Annotated in this window: 13 protein-coding genes; 9 read left to right on the top strand and 4 right to left on the bottom strand. The window is 63.8% G+C overall.

The features are described 5' to 3' along the window. Positions 1–5 precede the first annotated feature (5 nt). From VGO04_RS30245 to VGO04_RS30235, 3 genes are all read left to right on the top strand, one after another. Entirely contained in the window at positions 6–929 is a 924-nt protein-coding gene (locus tag VGO04_RS30245; protein WP_327499679.1) for an ABC transporter permease, read from the top strand. A gap of 12 nt (positions 930–941) precedes the next feature. Further along, on the top strand, positions 942–2,183 hold the full coding sequence (kynU, locus tag VGO04_RS30240) for a kynureninase (protein WP_327499678.1): 1,242 nt from the start codon (positions 942–944) through the stop codon (positions 2,181–2,183). Between the two features lie 200 nt (positions 2,184–2,383). Next, on the top strand, positions 2,384–3,814 hold the full coding sequence (locus VGO04_RS30235; protein WP_327499677.1) for an NAD-dependent succinate-semialdehyde dehydrogenase: 1,431 nt from the start codon (positions 2,384–2,386) through the stop codon (positions 3,812–3,814). Between the two features lie 78 nt (positions 3,815–3,892). Here the strand turns inward: VGO04_RS30235 and VGO04_RS30230 are convergent, their stop codons facing one another. Further along, entirely contained in the window at positions 3,893–4,798 is a 906-nt protein-coding gene (locus tag VGO04_RS30230) for a LysR family transcriptional regulator (protein ID WP_327499676.1), read from the bottom strand. Positions 4,799–4,941: 143 nt separating this feature from the next. Here VGO04_RS30230 and VGO04_RS30225 point away from each other — a divergent pair, with 143 nt between their 5' ends. From VGO04_RS30225 to VGO04_RS30215, 3 genes are read left to right on the top strand one after another with little or no spacing between them, the layout of a single operon-like run. Beyond that, positions 4,942–5,898, top strand: coding sequence for a dihydrodipicolinate synthase family protein (locus tag VGO04_RS30225; RefSeq protein ID WP_327499675.1), 957 nt, complete (start codon positions 4,942–4,944; stop codon positions 5,896–5,898). 20 nt (positions 5,899–5,918) lie between these two features. Next, positions 5,919–6,461 (top strand): 3-hydroxyanthranilate 3,4-dioxygenase, encoded by a 543-nt coding sequence (locus VGO04_RS30220; protein ID WP_060530138.1) that lies wholly within the window; start codon positions 5,919–5,921, stop codon positions 6,459–6,461. 26 nt (positions 6,462–6,487) lie between these two features. Next, entirely contained in the window at positions 6,488–7,294 is an 807-nt protein-coding gene (locus tag VGO04_RS30215; RefSeq protein WP_327499674.1) for an aspartate dehydrogenase, read from the top strand. A gap of 219 nt (positions 7,295–7,513) precedes the next feature. Here VGO04_RS30215 and VGO04_RS30210 read toward each other — a convergent pair whose 3' ends face one another. Both VGO04_RS30210 and VGO04_RS30205 read right to left on the bottom strand, forming a co-directional pair. Then, positions 7,514–8,554 carry a fatty acid desaturase gene (locus tag VGO04_RS30210; protein ID WP_327499673.1) on the bottom strand — a complete coding sequence of 347 codons (1,041 nt, stop codon included), beginning with the start codon at positions 8,552–8,554 and terminating at the stop codon, positions 7,514–7,516. 255 nt (positions 8,555–8,809) lie between these two features. Beyond that, positions 8,810–10,828, bottom strand: coding sequence for a transcriptional regulator (locus VGO04_RS30205; protein ID WP_327499672.1), 2,019 nt, complete (start codon positions 10,826–10,828; stop codon positions 8,810–8,812). Positions 10,829–10,907: 79 nt separating this feature from the next. Between VGO04_RS30205 and VGO04_RS30200 the strand changes: the two genes are divergently transcribed. The 3 genes from VGO04_RS30200 to dtd all read left to right on the top strand — a co-directional run bounded on the left by VGO04_RS30200 (position 10,908) and on the right by dtd (position 14,051). Next, positions 10,908–11,996: a PLP-dependent cysteine synthase family protein gene (locus tag VGO04_RS30200; protein WP_327499671.1), complete on the top strand. Its 1,089-nt coding sequence runs from the start codon at positions 10,908–10,910 to the stop codon at positions 11,994–11,996. A 12-nt stretch (positions 11,997–12,008) separates the two neighbouring features. Next, positions 12,009–13,511, top strand: a complete 1,503-nt coding sequence (locus VGO04_RS30195; RefSeq protein ID WP_327499670.1) for a pyridoxal phosphate-dependent decarboxylase family protein — start codon at positions 12,009–12,011, stop codon at positions 13,509–13,511. A gap of 96 nt (positions 13,512–13,607) precedes the next feature. Further along, positions 13,608–14,051 carry a D-aminoacyl-tRNA deacylase gene (gene dtd, locus VGO04_RS30190; RefSeq protein WP_327499669.1) on the top strand — a complete coding sequence of 148 codons (444 nt, stop codon included), beginning with the start codon at positions 13,608–13,610 and terminating at the stop codon, positions 14,049–14,051. A gap of 129 nt (positions 14,052–14,180) precedes the next feature. Here dtd and VGO04_RS30185 read toward each other — a convergent pair whose 3' ends face one another. After that, a complete protein-coding gene (locus VGO04_RS30185) occupies positions 14,181–15,479 on the bottom strand; it encodes an HlyD family type I secretion periplasmic adaptor subunit (protein ID WP_327499668.1) in 1,299 nt (432 codons plus the stop codon). Positions 15,480–15,513: the final 34 nt, after the last annotated feature.

The raw sequence follows: 15,513 nt of genomic DNA, 5'->3' as shown, positions 1-15,513 counted from the left end.
CGGACATGGAAACAGTATCTACGATCATTTCGAACTTCATCACGCTCGTGCCGGTTACGCTGGCGCAGAGCCTCATCCTGTCCTTCATCGTTCTCGGCATCATGCTGCCGTTCCGCACGTTGAACTTTCCGGACCTGACCAGCGAAGGCGCGTTCCCGCTCGGCGGCTGTGTCTGCGCCCTGTCGCTGGCCGGCGGCGCACCGGGTTGGCTGGCGATCCTCGTGGCAATGGCCGCCGGGTTCCTGGCCGGAAGCTGCACGGCCTACGTGCACCTGCGCTTCCGCATCCATACGCTGCTTGCCGGCATCCTGATGATGACCATGCTCTATTCGATCAATCTGCGGCTGATGGGCAAGTCCAACCTCTCGGTCTACGGCACGCCGACCATTTTTGACGGCGTACCCTTTGCCGAACCGGGTTTCCCGATCAGCAAGATCGTCGTTGCGGGCCTGCTTGGCATCGCCGTCTATTGCCTGCTGAACCTCTATTTCCGCACCGAACGCGGCACGGCCATGCGCGCCGTCGGCTCCAACCCGGACATGGCGGAGGCCCAAGGCATCAGCATCTGGGCCGCCACTATTGGCGGCGTCGGTCTCGCCGGCGCATTCTCGGCGACCAGCGGCGCGCTGATGGTGCAGTCGCAGGGATTTGCCGACGTCAACATGGGTATCGGTACCCTGATTAACGGCCTAGCCGCCCTGATGATCGGCGAGGCCATCGTCGGCAAGCAGACGATCCGGCGCCAGCTTGCGGCCCCCTTTGTCGGTGCCATCGTCTACTACCAGCTCGTTTCGCTCTGCCTTGCCGCCGGCATGCCGCCGACAGACCTGAAGCTCGCGACCGGCCTCTTCGTGCTCGCCATGCTGGCCCTGCCAACCCTCAAGCGCTCGCGCGGGCCGATGCCCGCCCGCGAAACCGTTCGTGAATAGAAGGACTGCCCGATGAACATCGATATCCATGCCGTCGAGGCGCTCGACCGCGACGACCCGCTTGCGAGCTTCAAGAGCCGCTTCGACCTGCCCGAGGGCGTCACCTATCTCGATGGCAATTCGCTCGGCGCCGCACTTCACGCCTCCTATGCCGAGATCGAGAAGGCGGCGAAGCTCGAATGGGGTCGCGACCTCATCCGCAGCTGGAACACGGCCGGCTGGTTCGCCCTGCCACTGACGCTCGGCGACCGTGTCGGCCGTCTCATCGGCGCCGGACCCGGCCAGACCGCCGTGACCGACCACACCTCGGCCAACGTCTACAAGGCGCTGCACGCAGCCCTTGGCCTCAATGCCGATCGCAAGGTCATTGTTGCGGAAAGCGAGAGCTTCCCGACCGACCTCTATATGGCCGAGGGCGTGATCGCGACGCGCCCGGGAACGATCATGCGGCTCGAGGGCGTCGATGGCCCCCGGATAGAGGACCTGATCGATGAGAGCGTCGCCGTGGTTCTCGTCAACCACGTCAACTACAAGACCGGCGCGTTGCGCGACATGGCGGCGTTGACGAAGCGCGCTCACGCGGCGGGGGCTCTCGTCGTCTGGGATCTCTGCCATTCAGCCGGTGCGCTGCCGGTCGAGCTCGACCGTTGCGATGTCGATTTCGCCGTCGGCTGCACCTACAAGTACCTCAATGGCGGCCCCGGCGCCCCGGCCTTCATCTACGTGGCCAAGCGCCATCAGGAGATGGCCAGCCAGCCACTCAGCGGCTGGTGGGGGCATTCCCGCCCGTTCGCCTTCGAACGCAACTATGACGGCGGTGCGGGCATCCTGCGTTTCCTCTCGGGCACGCAGCCGATCCTGTCGCTGCGCACGCTTTCGGCAGCACTCGATCTCTGGGACGAGGTGGACATGGCGGCTATCCGCAGGAAGAGCATCGCGCTGACCGATCTCTTCATCAAGCTCGTCGAGGCGCGCTGCGGCGCCTTTGGCCTGAAGCTGGTCGGTCCGAGGGACGGCTCCGTTCGGGGCAGCCAGGTCTCCTTCGAACATGAAGGCGCCTACGAGATCATGCAGGCCCTGATCGAGCGGAGTGTCATCGGCGACTTCCGCGCGCCAGCCACCATCCGCTTCGGCTTCACCCCGCTCTACACGAGCTTCAGGGATGTCTGGAACGCCGTCGACGTGCTGCACGTGGTGATGGAGACAGGCGCCTGGCGCAATGCGCGCTATGCGGTGCGCAGTGCCGTGACCTGATCCCCTCTCGATCTGCGAAACGATGAAGGCGCTTTCCCGCTTGGGAAGGCGCCTTTTCGCGTCTGCGGCCTGCTCGAAGACTTATCACTTCTCGATATCAATTCATTCAACCTATGTGGATTGTCATATTAGACCGCTGATTGCATCCATTGCTGGACAGGAAGGCTCGGCCTTCGAAGGAATGGCAAAAAGGCAATCTCATGGCTCTGGATACGCATGCTCAGCTCTATATTGGCGGCAAGTGGAGGGCGACCTCCGAGACGCTCGCCGTCATCAACCCTGCCAACGAGAACGTCATCGGTAAGGTCGCGGTCGCCCGCGAGGCGGATCTCGCCGATGCGACCGATGCCGCCTGGCAGGGGTTTCAGGTCTGGAGCCGGACATCCCCGGCCGCCCGTGCGGCGATCATCCTGAGGGCCTCCCAGCTCTTGCGTGAGCGATCCGAGGAAATCGCCCGCTCGATCACGCTTGAAAACGGCAAGCCGCTCTCCGAGGCCCGGTCCGAGGTCATTCGCGGTTGCGAGTTCTTCGAATGGGACGCCGGCGAGTGCGTGCGCCTTTACGGCCGGGTCATCCCGAGCGCGCCGGGTATCCGCTATATCGTGCTGCATGAGCCGATCGGCCCGGTCGCGGCGTTTTCGCCCTGGAATTTTCCGATGAGCCAGCCGGCGCGCAAGATCGGCGGGGCGCTTGCCGCCGGCTGCTCGATCATCATGAAGGCGTCCGAGGAAACGCCGACGGGCGTCGTGCACATCGCCCGCGCCTTCCATGATGCCGGACTGCCAGCTGGCGTCCTCAACCTCGTCTTCGGCCATCCCGCCGAAATATCAGGCTATCTCATCCCGCAGGACCGCATCCGCATGGTCGCCTTCACTGGCTCGACCGCCGTCGGCAAGCACCTGACGACGCTCGCTTCGCAGGTGATGAAGCCGGCGCTGATGGAGCTTGGCGGCCACGCGCCCGTCATCGTCTGCGAGGATGCCGATCCGGTTGCGGCCGGCATTGCCTGCGCCACACGCAAATACCGCAATTCCGGCCAGGTCTGCACCTCGCCGACGCGCTTCTTCGTGCACGAGACGCTCTACAGGCGCTTCACGGATGCCTTCCTGGAGAAGGCGCGGTCGATCAAGGTCGGCGACGGCCTCGATGCGGCGACGCAGATGGGGCCGGTCGCCAACGACCGCCGCATAGCGGCACTCCAGGAGCTGGTGGACGATGCCCGCTCCAAGGGCGCCCGCATCCTGTGCGGCGGCGGGCGTCTGGAAGGCAAGGGCTACTTCTTCGCGCCGACCGCGATTGCCGATCTGCCCAACGATGCCCGGGCGCTCTCCGAAGAGCCTTTCGGCCCGCTCGCCCTGATCAATCCGGTTGCCTCGGTGGACGAGGCGCTTACCAAAGCGAATGCGCTTCCCTTCGGTCTTGCCGCCTATGGCTTCACGAACTCGGCGGCCAATATCGATCGCCTGATGCAGGGCGTCGAGGCCGGCAATCTCTCGATCAACACGCTGGAGGCCTCGGTTGCCGAGACGCCGTTCGGCGGTGTCAAGGAGAGCGGCCTCGGTCGCGAGGGTGGCGCGGAAGGCCTGCATCACTATACGGTCGTGAAGAACGTCTCGCTTCGCGTTGCCTGACGCCGTCATAGGCGACGCAACCATACGATGATGGGGCCGAAACCGTTCCTGTAGCGGTTTCGGCCTTCTTGCGTTGCGTCAGCCGACGACCGGCACCATGTCGCGCAGCACCTTGCGCAGCAGCGTTCTGACCGCAAGCGTTGCGGGGGAGGGTGTGCGCTCGCGGGCGGTGATGACCGAGACGTCACGGGCAATCGACGGTTCGACCAGCGGCCGCGCCGAAATCTTCCGACCGTTGAGGCCGGTAAAGGCATAGGTCGGCAGGATGGCAACCCCCGCCTCCCGCTCGACGAGCGAAAGGGCGGTGTTGATCTGGTGCACTTCGAGAGAAGGACGCAGCGGCACGCCAGCGCTTTCGAAGCCGACTTCGGTCAAAAGGCGGATATTGCTCTCGCGCGTCAGCGTGATGATCGGCTGGTCGGAAAGTGCTGACCAGGCCACTTCGGCCTTGGCGCAGATCGCGTGGCCCTCGGGCGCAAAAACCATCAACTGGTCGCGCAAGACGCGCTGGATCTCAAGCCCGTCTTCGTCGCTTGCAAAGGTGCCGACGCCGAGATCGCAGAGGCCGCTGCGCACCCGAGGCGCAATCATATCCGTCACGACGTCCTCGATCCTGAGCTTGAGGTTCGGATGGCTTGCCGCGACCTCCTGCAGCAGGCGCGGCAACACGGTTGCGCCGAGGAAGGGGGGCGCGGCGATGCGCACCAGGCCCGTTCTCAATTGCCCGAGATCGTGAACCGCATCGACGGCGCGCTCGATTTCCGCAAGGCCGGGCAATGCTGCCGCCGCAAAGACGCGGCCGGCTTCGGTCAGTTCGACGCGTCGGGTCGTACGGTCGAAGAGCCGCGCGCCGAGCAGCGCCTCGAGATCGCGGATCGCGTGGGAGATGCCGGCCTGGCTGGTGCGCAACCGCTCGGCCGCGCGGGAGAAATTGCCGAGTTCGACCACGGCCTGGAAACACTTGATCTGACGGAGATTGAGCATCGGGGCATCCATACTGATTTCGGCATGAATATATACAGACTATGCATCTTTTTGAATAAAAATTTCCTGCGCTAAATGGCGGCAACGAAGACCGGGGCGGCTTGCTTCACGCGCCGCCCGACGGACATGCGACAGGGAGTGCCATGAAATATCAGCGTAAAGATGCAAAGGCCCATTCCCGCGCCACCATGCGCGGCATTTGGGCGGCGGCGAACACGCCTTTCACCGCCGACGGGGCGATCGACGAGGAGGGCTACCGCCGCAATGTCGAGCATTGGATTTCCGACCTCGGCATCGACGGCCTCTTCATCGCCGGCAAGCAGGGCGAGTTTTTTGCGATGTCGGTCGACGAGCGCAAACGCATGTTCGATCTCTCGGTGAATGCGGCCGACGGCCGGGCGCAGACCATCATGTCCTGCTCGGATCAGAACATGGACGTCGTGATCGATCTCGCCCGCCATGCGCAGGCCTGCGGCGCCGACTACATCGTCGTGCATGCGCCGATCCTGCATTTTTTCAAGCAGCAGGACGAGACGCTGCTGCGCTACTACGAGACCATCGCCTCCAAGGTCGACATCGGCATGGCGCTGTGGTCGCATCCCGACAGCGGCTACCTGATGAGCCCTGAGCTGTGCAACCGGCTCGCCGATATCGAGACTGTGGTGGCGATCAAATATTCCGTGCCGCGCGACCTCTACAAGAAGCTGACGGCGCTTGCCGGCGACCGCATCCTTGTTTCGACTGCTTCGGAAGAGGAATGGCTGGATAACGTGCTTGAGCTCGGCTGGCAGCTTTATCTCTGCTCGTCGCCACCCTACACGCTCCAGACCAAAGCCGACCGCCGGATGGCCGAGTACACCAAGCTTGCGCTTGCCGGAAAGGCCGACGAGGCGCGGGCGGTCAGCGCAAGCCTGCAACGCGTGCGCGACGCGTTCCGCAAGACCAAGCCCGCGGAAAAGCCCCACGCGCACCAGAAGTACTGGCAGGAACTGCTCGGCCAGGTCGGCGGCGCGGTGCGCCGTCCGCTGCTGGAGCTGACGGACGAGGAAAAGAGACTGACCCGAGCCGCCTTTGAAGAGTGCGGCCTGACGTTGGGTTAAAGAGGATCGGGAGGAAAACCATGACCAAGCTGAAAGCCTTCAACCTGCAAAAGTGGATCGACGAGCACAAGCATTTGCTGAAGCCGCCGGTCGGCAACCAGCAGATCTGGAAGGACGCCGATCTGATGGTGACCATCGTCGGCGGCCCCAACAAGCGCACCGACTATCACGACGATCCGGTGGAAGAGTTCTTCTACCAGCTCAAGGGCGACATGGTGCTGAAGCTCTATGACGGCAAGGAATTCTACGACGTGCCGATCCGCGAGGGCGACATCTTCTTGCTGCCGCCGCATGTGCGCCATTCGCCGCAGCGACCGATGGAAGGTTCGATCGGTCTCGTCATCGAGCCGACGCGGCCGGAAGGCCTGCTCGACGCTGTCGAATGGTATTGCTTCGAATGCACGGAGCTGGTGCACCGCGCGGAGGTGGACCTCGAATCCATCGTCGACGACCTACCGCCGATCTACCAGGCTTTCTACGCTGACGAAAAGCTGCGCACGTGCCCGAAATGCGGCACCGTGCATCCCGGAAAGACCCCGCCCGAAGGCTGGGTGACACTCTAACTGGCAGCGAACAACAAAGGACCATCATGTCGACAGTCGAATCCATCTGCCTCGTCGGCTGGGGCGCCATAGGCCAACGGGTCGCAGCACTTCTGAAGGCGCGGGGTGCGAACGCCCGGATCGTCGGGATCGCGGTCCGCGATGCCAAGGAAGTCGAAGGCACCATGCCGGAAGGGGCGGTTCATGTGGCCGGCCCCGAGGCACTGGCCGCAATCGGCGCGACATTGGTGGTCGAGGCTGCGAGCCGCGAAAGCGTGCTGCCGTTCGCCCGTGCAGCACTCTCTGCGGGCATGGATTTCGCCGTGTCCTCCACCTCGGCTTTGGTGGACGCGGCCGTGCTCGATGAACTCGTCGGGCTGGCGCGGCGCAATGATTGCAAGCTCATCATTCCGCCGGGCGCGCTCGGCGGCATTGATGCGCTTTCGGCGGCGGCGCGGCTGGGCCTGGACAGCGTTGAGCACGTCATCACCAAGCCCGCAAGGGCCTGGCTCGGGACGCCAGCGCAAGAGCGCTGTCGCCTTGGAGAGCTGGAGGAGGCGGTAGCCTTTTTCGAGGGTTCGGCTGCGGAGGCCGCGACGGCCTTTCCGCAAAACGCCAATGTGGCAGCAACCACCTCGCTTGCCGGCATCGGCATGCAGCGCACGCGCGTGCGTCTCGTCGCCGACCCGAAGGCGACCGAGAACATGCACTGCATCCACGCCCACGGTGCTTTCGGCACGCTCGAAATCCGCCTTCAGAACCGTCCGCTTGCGACCAATCCGAAATCCTCGGAAATGACGGCGCTGAACCTCGTGCGCATGATCGAGAACAGATCCAACCCGCTCGTCCTCTGAACCAGGGCGTCTGGGCGCGCTTCGCAACAGGTTTGGGCCAGCCTAGGGCAGGGGCTTCCCCCCTGCCACCACCTGCAGAGTGATAGACGCCGCGCCTTCTTCCGATCGAGCACGTAGTCCTCCGTCCGGAATATCCTTCAGTGCGGCCCGATCCGGCATCGCTGTCGCGGCAAGCCGTGTCCGGGTGCCTCGGCATGAGCCAAGCCGAGGCAGGGCCCGCTAAGGGTGAACCGCCCCATTGGCGGCATCGCGGAATGAAACCAGTCTCTCACGTTTGTCATCCCAAAGGACAAGCTTAACGCAGCGCAAGCTGTCCAGGAGCGTGATGCGGCCGATACTCGCAAGCTGTGGGTGGTCACGCAGAACTTCCGGCAGCCTGTAATACGGGATCTTGCTCGACAGGTGATGCACGTGGTGAATGCCGATGTTGCCGGTCAGCCATCGAAGCACCAGTGGCAAGTCATAATGGGACGCGCCGTGCAGGGCTGCCTTGGGGAACTGCCAATCGTCCCCCGCCGACCAGTGCGTCTCTTCAAACTGGTGTTGCACGTAGAAGAGCCAAACGCCGGCGGCACCCGCCAGGAGCACGATGGGGAGGTGGATCAGGAGGAAAGGCATCAGTCCAATCATCCATGCCGCCAAGGCGGCGCACACCAGGATCGCAGCGTTCGTCATCATGGTGGAGACCCAGGGCAGCGAACCGGCGTTCATCATCCCGAAAGGCAAACGTTGCTTGAGCAGAAAGAGCCAGGCAGGGCCGATGCCGAACATCACAAGCGGGTGCCGGTACAGGCGATAGCGCAGCCGTTTCATGCGTGAAAGCGCGCGGTACTCCGAGATCGTCAGCGTGGTGATGTCGCCGGTCCCCCGCTCGTCCAAATTGCCGGCGGAGGCGTGATGAGCGGCGTGCGCCCTGCGCCAGTAGTCGTAAGGCGTCAACGTCAGCACGCCGATAACACGACCTGACCAATCATCGAGGGTGCGACGGGCAAAGAATGAACCGTGGCCGCAATCGTGCTGGATCATGAAAAGCCGCAGGAGAAAAGCTGCGGCCGGGATGATTGCGATCAGCCCGTACCAAATCTCATAAGCGAAGGACAAGTAGGCGATGGCCCAGAAGCAGGCGAAGGGCACGATCGTGACAAGAAGCTCAAAGGCACTGCGCCCAATGCGGGGCTGACGGTACTTGGCAAGGATCTTCAACCATGCACGGGCATCCTGTTCAACAGGAGAGGCCGGTGGGTAAACATGTGTGTTCATTAAAACTGATCCGTATTTCCCTCGCCTCGCAAATCATCTGCCAGGCCCGTGTTTGCGTCGGAGTTGCAATGGTTGAAAGTGTCAGGCTTGGCAAGCCTTGAGCGCCGCACTCGCCCTGTGAAACGTCGTCACAGGTGCGCTTTTGGGGAAAGGTAATGCCGCGGGATGGGGCAGGTCATGACAGAATTTGGGTCCTCAGTTGAGCCGGCGTCTGGACTTAACGTCCTTTTGCCAGCGTTGACCCTCTCTGCTCACTCAGGTCGCCAGCCCGATCAGGGCTGCCGCTTGGCGATAGCGGGCGATAACGTCGGGCGTGAAATGGAACGTGTCCAGGAAGTTGTCCGTCCGGTAGTCCGGGTTCTGGAGGCGGATACGGGCGGCGTAGTCGCGAGCCTCGCCGATGCGCCCGGCAAGCGCAAGGCAATGGGCGGCTATCGCCAGGATGTGGACGTGTGCGTTCGGGCGGGCCGCCGCCTTGATCGCCCAGTTGGCCGCTTCCTCGAAGGCGCCGAGCCGGATGAGGGCGATCGCCCGGGTGCCGAGCATGCCGAAGAGCAGGGGATCGTACGGGCTCAACAGCCGCGAATGATCGGAAGCGGCGATCGCCGCTGCGGGATCGCCGGACTGCGAGTGCACGAAGGCGAGCGCATAGTGGCCGAGGGCGAAGTTGGGGCTCAAGTGGACGGAGTGCTCCAGTTCGCGCACCGCCTGGTCGTGATCGCCGGTCAGCCAAAGGGCGCGTCCCATCGACCAGTGCGCAGCCGGGTTCTGGTCGTCGACCAACAGGCTCTGTCCGGCCGCCTTGAGCGCGTCGCGGGTCTCGGCGTCGCGGTCGCCCCAGCGCTGGAACGCTCTTTGCCAATGGGTGAAGGAGAGCCCGGCATGGGCGCGCGAGAAGGTGGGGTCAAGCCTGGTCGACAGACGGAAGAACTCGGCGGCGCGCGCGTTTTCCTCGGCCGTGAAGCGAAACATATGCCAGAGGCCGCGGTGATAGGCCTCCCAGGCGTCGAGCGATCCCGGATGTTTCAGGATCGCCCGGTTGCGCTCTTCGTTTTCGATTTCGGCCGCGATTGTGGAGACGATGCTGTTGCCGATCTCGTCGAGGAGGGCAAAGCGCTCGGTAGAATGGGCCTCGAAGCGCTCGGTCCAGACGATATGGGCGGTCGCCGCCTGGGCGACCTCTACGGTGACGCCGATCCCGTGATCGTGTCGGTCGAGAAAGCCGGTTGCAACATAGTCGACGCCGAGCCGGCGGCCGATTTCCTGCAGTTCCAGCCCTTCGCCGGCAATTGCAAAGACGGAGCCGCGGGCAATGACGAAGAGGCTGCGCAGGCGCGCCAGCTTGCTGATGACGTCGTGCGCGATCGCACTGCCCAGGTCGTGCCGTCCCGACGGGTCTGGCGCAAGGTCTCGGAACGGCATGACGGCGATCGAGGCGCGGCGCGCGGTCGTCCCGAGGGCGGGCTCGAGAGGCCGGCCGACGACATCTTCGGAAACGATCGTAACGGTCGTTTGGCGAGACGAGCGCCGAAGGTGCTCCCATGCCTCTCGGATCGGCGCAAAGTCTTCACCCTCGTCGGCAAACAGCCGCGCCGCGGCATCGAGATGCCGGTCACAGGCGTCATTCATCCGCCGGTGCAACAGTTCGGCCAGGAAACGGTTGTTCGCCTCGGGGTCGAGTGGCGCGAGTTCAAGCCATTGCCGCGCCACCGGCAAGCCGTCCTCGCTGCCGACGGGCGTCTTCCTGCCGATTTCCGCTGCGACCTGCTGCCTGTACAGGCGAAACTCGGTCCGGAGCGAAGTCAGCCAGTGTTTGAAGGCCGGGCAATTGTCGATGTCGACGCCTTCAAGGAAATCGCCGTCGCATCGCTCGGCGAGCGTTCGTAGTGCCGCCAGATCGAGGTTGCCGACACCGTGCCGCCTTGCGTCCGTGAGGTGCCGCACGTCGACGTCACAGTCGTCGAGATCAAGTGAGATCCGGTCGGCCGCGGCAACCACCCGTGTGCGGCCATCCGTGTCCATAAGCGCGCGCAGCTTGCTCAGGCTCCAGCGCAACTCGCCGCGCGGATCGCTCGGCATTTCCCAGAGCAAGTCGCAGAGCCGCTCGCGCGGTACGGAACCGGGCGTTACAGCCAGATAGGCGAGCAGTGCGCGGACCTTGCGCGACGGCGGCAAGGTCACGGGCACGCCCCGGCGCAGGAGTCTCAGCGGCCCGAGGAGCCGCAGTTCCAGCTCCCGTGCCGAAAAAACCACGCCCGGACGATCCGTTTCCATGCGCACTCCCACGCGGGCTCCCACGCAGGCACTTTAGCATCCAACGCGTAACCTAGCATCCGGAAGAGTGAGAGGACCCATGCCCACGATTTCAGGACAGAGAACCACGAGCGGCCGCGGGCGGCTTTTCGACAGCGTGCTTGAGACGATCGGCGACACACCGGCGATCCGCGTCAACAACCTCGCGGTCGGCAGCGCGACCATCTACGTCAAGGCGGAGTTCTTCAACCCCGCATCGTCGGTGAAGGACAGGTTGGCTGTCTCGATCATCGAGGAGGCCGAGCGCAGCGGCAAGCTGAAGCCCGGGCAGACCGTGGTCGAGGCGACCAGCGGCAACACCGGCATCGGGCTTGCGATGGTCTGTGCGCAAAAAGGCTATCCGCTCGTCGTTACCATGGCCGATAGTTTCTCGGTCGAACGTCGGCGGCTGATGCGCATGCTGGGTGCCAAGGTCGTGCTGACGCCGCGCGCCGAGAAAGGCCTCGGCATGTATCGCAAGGCAGCGGAGCTTGCCGAGAAGAACGGATGGTTCCTGGCCCGGCAGTTCGAGACCACGGCCAACGCCGCGATCCACGAGGCCACGACCGGCCGGGAGATCGTCAACGATTTCTCAGGATCCCGCCTTGATTATTTCGTCACCGGCTACGGCACCGGGGGCACGCTCGTCGGCGTATCGCGCGTACTGCGCCGTGAGCGGCCGGAAACGAAGATCGTCCTTGCCGAGCCCGCAAACGCCCAATTGCTCGGTAGCGGCCATGTGCAGCAGCGCGGCACCGGTGGTGCGCCGGCCGCAAGCCATCCTGCATTCGAGCCTCATCCGATCCAGGGCTGGACACCGGACTTCATACCGGACGTCCTGCAAGAGGCGATCGACAACCGCTACTACGACGAGCTCATCCCGATCGCTGGCCCGAAGGCGATGGAATGGGCAAAGGCGCTGGCACAGAAGGAGGGCATCTTTACGGGTGTTTCGGGCGGCGCCACATTCGGCGTCGCGCGCCAGATCGCAGAGCGCGCGCCGGGAGGTTCGGTGATCCTCTGCATGCTGCCCGATACTGGCGAACGCTACCTCTCGACGCCACTGTTTGAGTCTATCCCAGCGGACATGGATGCCGAAGAATTGGAACTGTCGCGGTCCACGCCCGGGTTCCAGCTCGCAGCCGAGTAGAGGGAGAGGGAAATGAAAGCGCAGTCGCTGGACCGGAGCGAGGGATCGCTCCGGCAACCGGAAAACCCATTACCCCCAGAAACGCTCGACCCGGCGGACTGGTCGTCCGTCGCCGCGCTCGCGCATCGGATCGTCGACGATGCCGTCGACCACGTCGGCCACGTGCGCGAGCGTCCGGTCTGGCGACCGCTGCCGGAGGACGTCGAAGCGCTGTTCCATGCGCCGGTTCCTGAAAGGCCGACGCCGATCGAGGACGTGTACGCGATCGTCAAGGATGCGGTGCTCGCCTATCCGATGGGTAACATTCATCCACGGTTCTGGTCCTGGTACATGGGTTCAGGCAACTTCACCGGGGCGCTCGGTGACTTCCTCGCCGCGGTCCAGGGGTCCAATCTCGGTGGAGGCCGACATGCCGCAGCCCTTGCCGACCAGCAGGTGGTCGGCTGGCTTCGCGACATGATCGGCTTTCCGCAGACCGCGGGCGGTACGCTGGTCAGCGGTGGCTCGGTGGCAAACCTCGTTGGGCTGACCGTTGCCCGAAACGCCATGGCGGGGATCGATCTGCGCGAGGAGGGGGTTGCGGCCCTCAAGCAGCCCCTGCGTTTCTATGCCTCCGACCAGGTTCATTCCTGCCACCGCAAGGCGGTCGAAACGCTGGGTCTCGGCAACAAGGCACTCAGACGAATACCGACCGATTCCGGCTATCGGATCGACATTGCGAGCCTGCGTGCGGCCATCGCCGAGGATCGCGCCCACGGCTTGAGGCCCGCCTGCGTGATTGGCACTGCCGGTACCGTCAATTCCGGTGCGGTGGACGATCTCGCTGCTTTGGCCGACATCGCCGCCGAAGAAGATCTCTGGTTCCATGTCGATGGATGTATCGGTGCACTGATGGCGATCGCACCCGAGAATGCCTGGCGCGTCAAGGGCATCGAGCGTGCCGATTCCGTCGCGCTCGACCCGCACAAATGGCTGCATGCCCCCTTCGAGGTCGGTTGCGCGATCGTGCGTGACCGGGTGAAGCATCGGGAGACCTTCGCCGTTTCGCCGGAATACCTCCAGGGCATGTCGCGCGGCATCGCCTCCGGCCAGTGGCTTCATGAATTCGGCTTCCAGACCAGTCGCGGCTTCGTGGCACTCAAGGTCTGGATGGCGCTGATGGAACATGGTGTCGCGAAGTTCGGCCGACTTATCGACCAGAACATCGCTCAGGCCGCTTACCTTGCGGATCTCGTGCGCGCGCATCCGCCGCTGGAGCTTGTCGCCGAACCAGAAATCAACATCGTCTGCTTCCGCTATGCGCCTGAAGGCCTGGACGAACAGCGGCTGAAAGAGATCAACATCGAGATCATGCTGCGCCTGCAGGAAACGGGGGTGGCCGCGCTCTCCGACACAACGATCCGGGGCAAGCACTGCCTGCGCGCGGCGATATGCAACCACCGCACCCGCCTGGAGGATCTCACACTGCTGATCTCGGAGGTCTTGCGGCTTGGCGCGGCGGTTGCGCAGCCATGATCGCGATCACCCCACGGAACGAGCATCTCCTTCGAGCTTGATTGCGCCCGCGGCGGGGCCGATAAGGGCGGCAAGCCAATTGGGAGAATCGTTGCCATGAGAGCACTTGTGCAGCGCGTGTCGTCTGCGCGCGTCACCGTCGACGGGGCGGTCACGGGGGAGATCGGCAACGGTTTGGTGGTCTTCGTGTGCGCAATGAGGGGCGACACGGAAAAGGAAGGCGAATGGCTGGCGCGCAAGATCGTCAATTTGCGCATCTTCAGGGACGAGGCGGATCGCATGAACCGCTCGCTTGTCGACGTCGGCGGCTCGGCTCTCATCGTCAGCCAGTTCACCTTGGCGGCCGAGACGAAAGGCAATCGACCGGGGTTTTCGACGGCAGCTCCGCCGGAGGAAGGCAAACGCCTATATGAGACGTTCTCGGCCAATGTCGCGGCCTTGGGCGTTGTCGTTGCGAATGGCATCTTCGGCGCGGACATGCGGGTGGAGTTGGTCAACGACGGTCCTGTAACGATCTGGCTGGACACGACTTCCGGCTGATCGGCCCTCGGGTCCCGACAACTCCTCCACCTCAAGATCGGTATTGCAAACCTGCCGTGGTTCAGTCGCGTTCACTGAGTGGCGGGGACAGGCGGGGCGTCCGCCTGTGCCGGGTCGGCGCCCGCGTCGTCACTCCTCGCGGAACGCTCTCAGCATCTGGTCCGTGAAGGGTTTCGTGAGATAGGACATGGCGGTGCGTTCGTCAGTCTGGACATAGACTTCCACCAGCATGCCGGGAATGAGCTTCTGCTTGCCCAGCTTGTCCAGTGGCTCAGCGATTTTGACAGTCGCGAGATAGTAGGGTTGCCCTGTGGCGCGATCCAGAGTGGTCGCTGCAGCGACAATATCGACTTCACCCTGCAGTTCAGGCGTTGTGCGCTGGTTGAAGGTCGTGAAGCGCAAGCGGCTCGGCTGACCGGGGGCGACGCGGTCGACATCGATCGGGGGAATGCGGATCTCGACTGTCAGGTCGTCGTCTTCGGGCACGATCGACATCACGCTCGCGCCGGGCGTGATGATGCCGCCGATGGTGTGGATCTGCAGATCATAGACGAGCCCATCGACGGGAGCGCGCACATCCATGCGTGCCAGGCGGTCGCGCGCGGCGACCTCGCGCTCGCTGAGTTCGGCGATCTTTGCCTCAATGCCGACGATCTGGGTCTGGGTTTCCTTGCGGGTGGTCTGGTCGATCGCCATCAGCTTGATGCGAAGCTCACTGATCTGGCCGACAGCCTCGGCAATGCGGGCGACTAGTTCGCCCTTGGAGCCGTCGATGCGAGCCATCTGGCGCAAGAGGTCGCGGTGCTCGGAGATCGGCACGAGGTCGCTTTTCAGGAGCGTCTCCAGCTTGACGATCTCCTTCTCGACGATCTCCCTTTCCCTGTCGCTCGAGCCGGTCTGGGCCTTCAATCCGCGGATCTGCTCCTCCAATTGGGCAATCTGCAGGCGCATCTGCTCTTCCTGGCTGGTGATCATCCGGCGGTTGGCCTCGAACAATTTGAGTTCGCTCGTCTTCAGAATGTCGCTGACATCGAGGCCATCGAAGGAAACCGCCGTTTCGCCGTCGCGTTCGGCGATCAGCCGGGCACGCATGGCGTGGAATTGCTGAAGCTGGCCGCGCACGATCGTCAGCTCCACCCGGGTCTGGGTCTCGTCGAGGCGGATGAGCACGTCACCCTTCTTGACCTGGTCGCCGTTGCGCACCGCGATCTCCGAGACGATACCGCCGTCGCGATGCTGAATGAGCTTGACCTGCTGGGAGATGGCGACCTGTCCCTGGGCGATGACCGCGCCGGAAAGGCGGGCATGGGCCGCCCATCCGCCAATGCCGAACACCAGCGTTGCGGCAAATAGAGCCGATACTACCACGCGTGAGGTGATGCCGAATTGTGCGCTGTCCTTGGCGGTCTTGCTGTTCTGGTTGCTCATGGCCTCCCCCGGAAACTGTGTGATGGATGTGATC

This window comes from Ensifer sp. (genome assembly GCF_035999185.1).
Lineage (GTDB): Bacteria > Pseudomonadota > Alphaproteobacteria > Rhizobiales > Rhizobiaceae > Ensifer.
Note: the sequence above shows the minus strand (reverse complement) of the source record. Positions and strands in the feature narration are given on the sequence as shown.

Bases quoted from the DNA above. Each gene is read 5' to 3' on its own strand.
- VGO04_RS30225 (WP_327499675.1), top strand. From the start codon at position 4,942: ATGAAATATCAGCGTAAAGATGCAAAGGCCCATTCCCGCGCCACCATG.
- VGO04_RS30215 (WP_327499674.1), top strand. From the start codon at position 6,488: ATGTCGACAGTCGAATCCATCTGCCTCGTCGGCTGGGGCGCCATAGGC.
- VGO04_RS30205 (WP_327499672.1), bottom strand. From the start codon at position 10,828: ATGGAAACGGATCGTCCGGGCGTGGTTTTTTCGGCACGGGAGCTGGAA.
- dtd (WP_327499669.1), top strand. From the start codon at position 13,608: ATGAGAGCACTTGTGCAGCGCGTGTCGTCTGCGCGCGTCACCGTCGAC.
- VGO04_RS30200 (WP_327499671.1), top strand. From the start codon at position 10,908: ATGCCCACGATTTCAGGACAGAGAACCACGAGCGGCCGCGGGCGGCTT.
- VGO04_RS30210 (WP_327499673.1), bottom strand. From the start codon at position 8,554: ATGAACACACATGTTTACCCACCGGCCTCTCCTGTTGAACAGGATGCC.
- VGO04_RS30230 (WP_327499676.1), bottom strand. From the start codon at position 4,798: ATGCTCAATCTCCGTCAGATCAAGTGTTTCCAGGCCGTGGTCGAACTC.
- kynU (WP_327499678.1), top strand. From the start codon at position 942: ATGAACATCGATATCCATGCCGTCGAGGCGCTCGACCGCGACGACCCG.
- VGO04_RS30220 (WP_060530138.1), top strand. From the start codon at position 5,919: ATGACCAAGCTGAAAGCCTTCAACCTGCAAAAGTGGATCGACGAGCAC.
- VGO04_RS30185 (WP_327499668.1), bottom strand. From the start codon at position 15,479: ATGAGCAACCAGAACAGCAAGACCGCCAAGGACAGCGCACAATTCGGC.
- VGO04_RS30235 (WP_327499677.1), top strand. From the start codon at position 2,384: ATGGCTCTGGATACGCATGCTCAGCTCTATATTGGCGGCAAGTGGAGG.
- VGO04_RS30195 (WP_327499670.1), top strand. From the start codon at position 12,009: ATGAAAGCGCAGTCGCTGGACCGGAGCGAGGGATCGCTCCGGCAACCG.
- VGO04_RS30245 (WP_327499679.1), top strand. From the start codon at position 6: ATGGAAACAGTATCTACGATCATTTCGAACTTCATCACGCTCGTGCCG.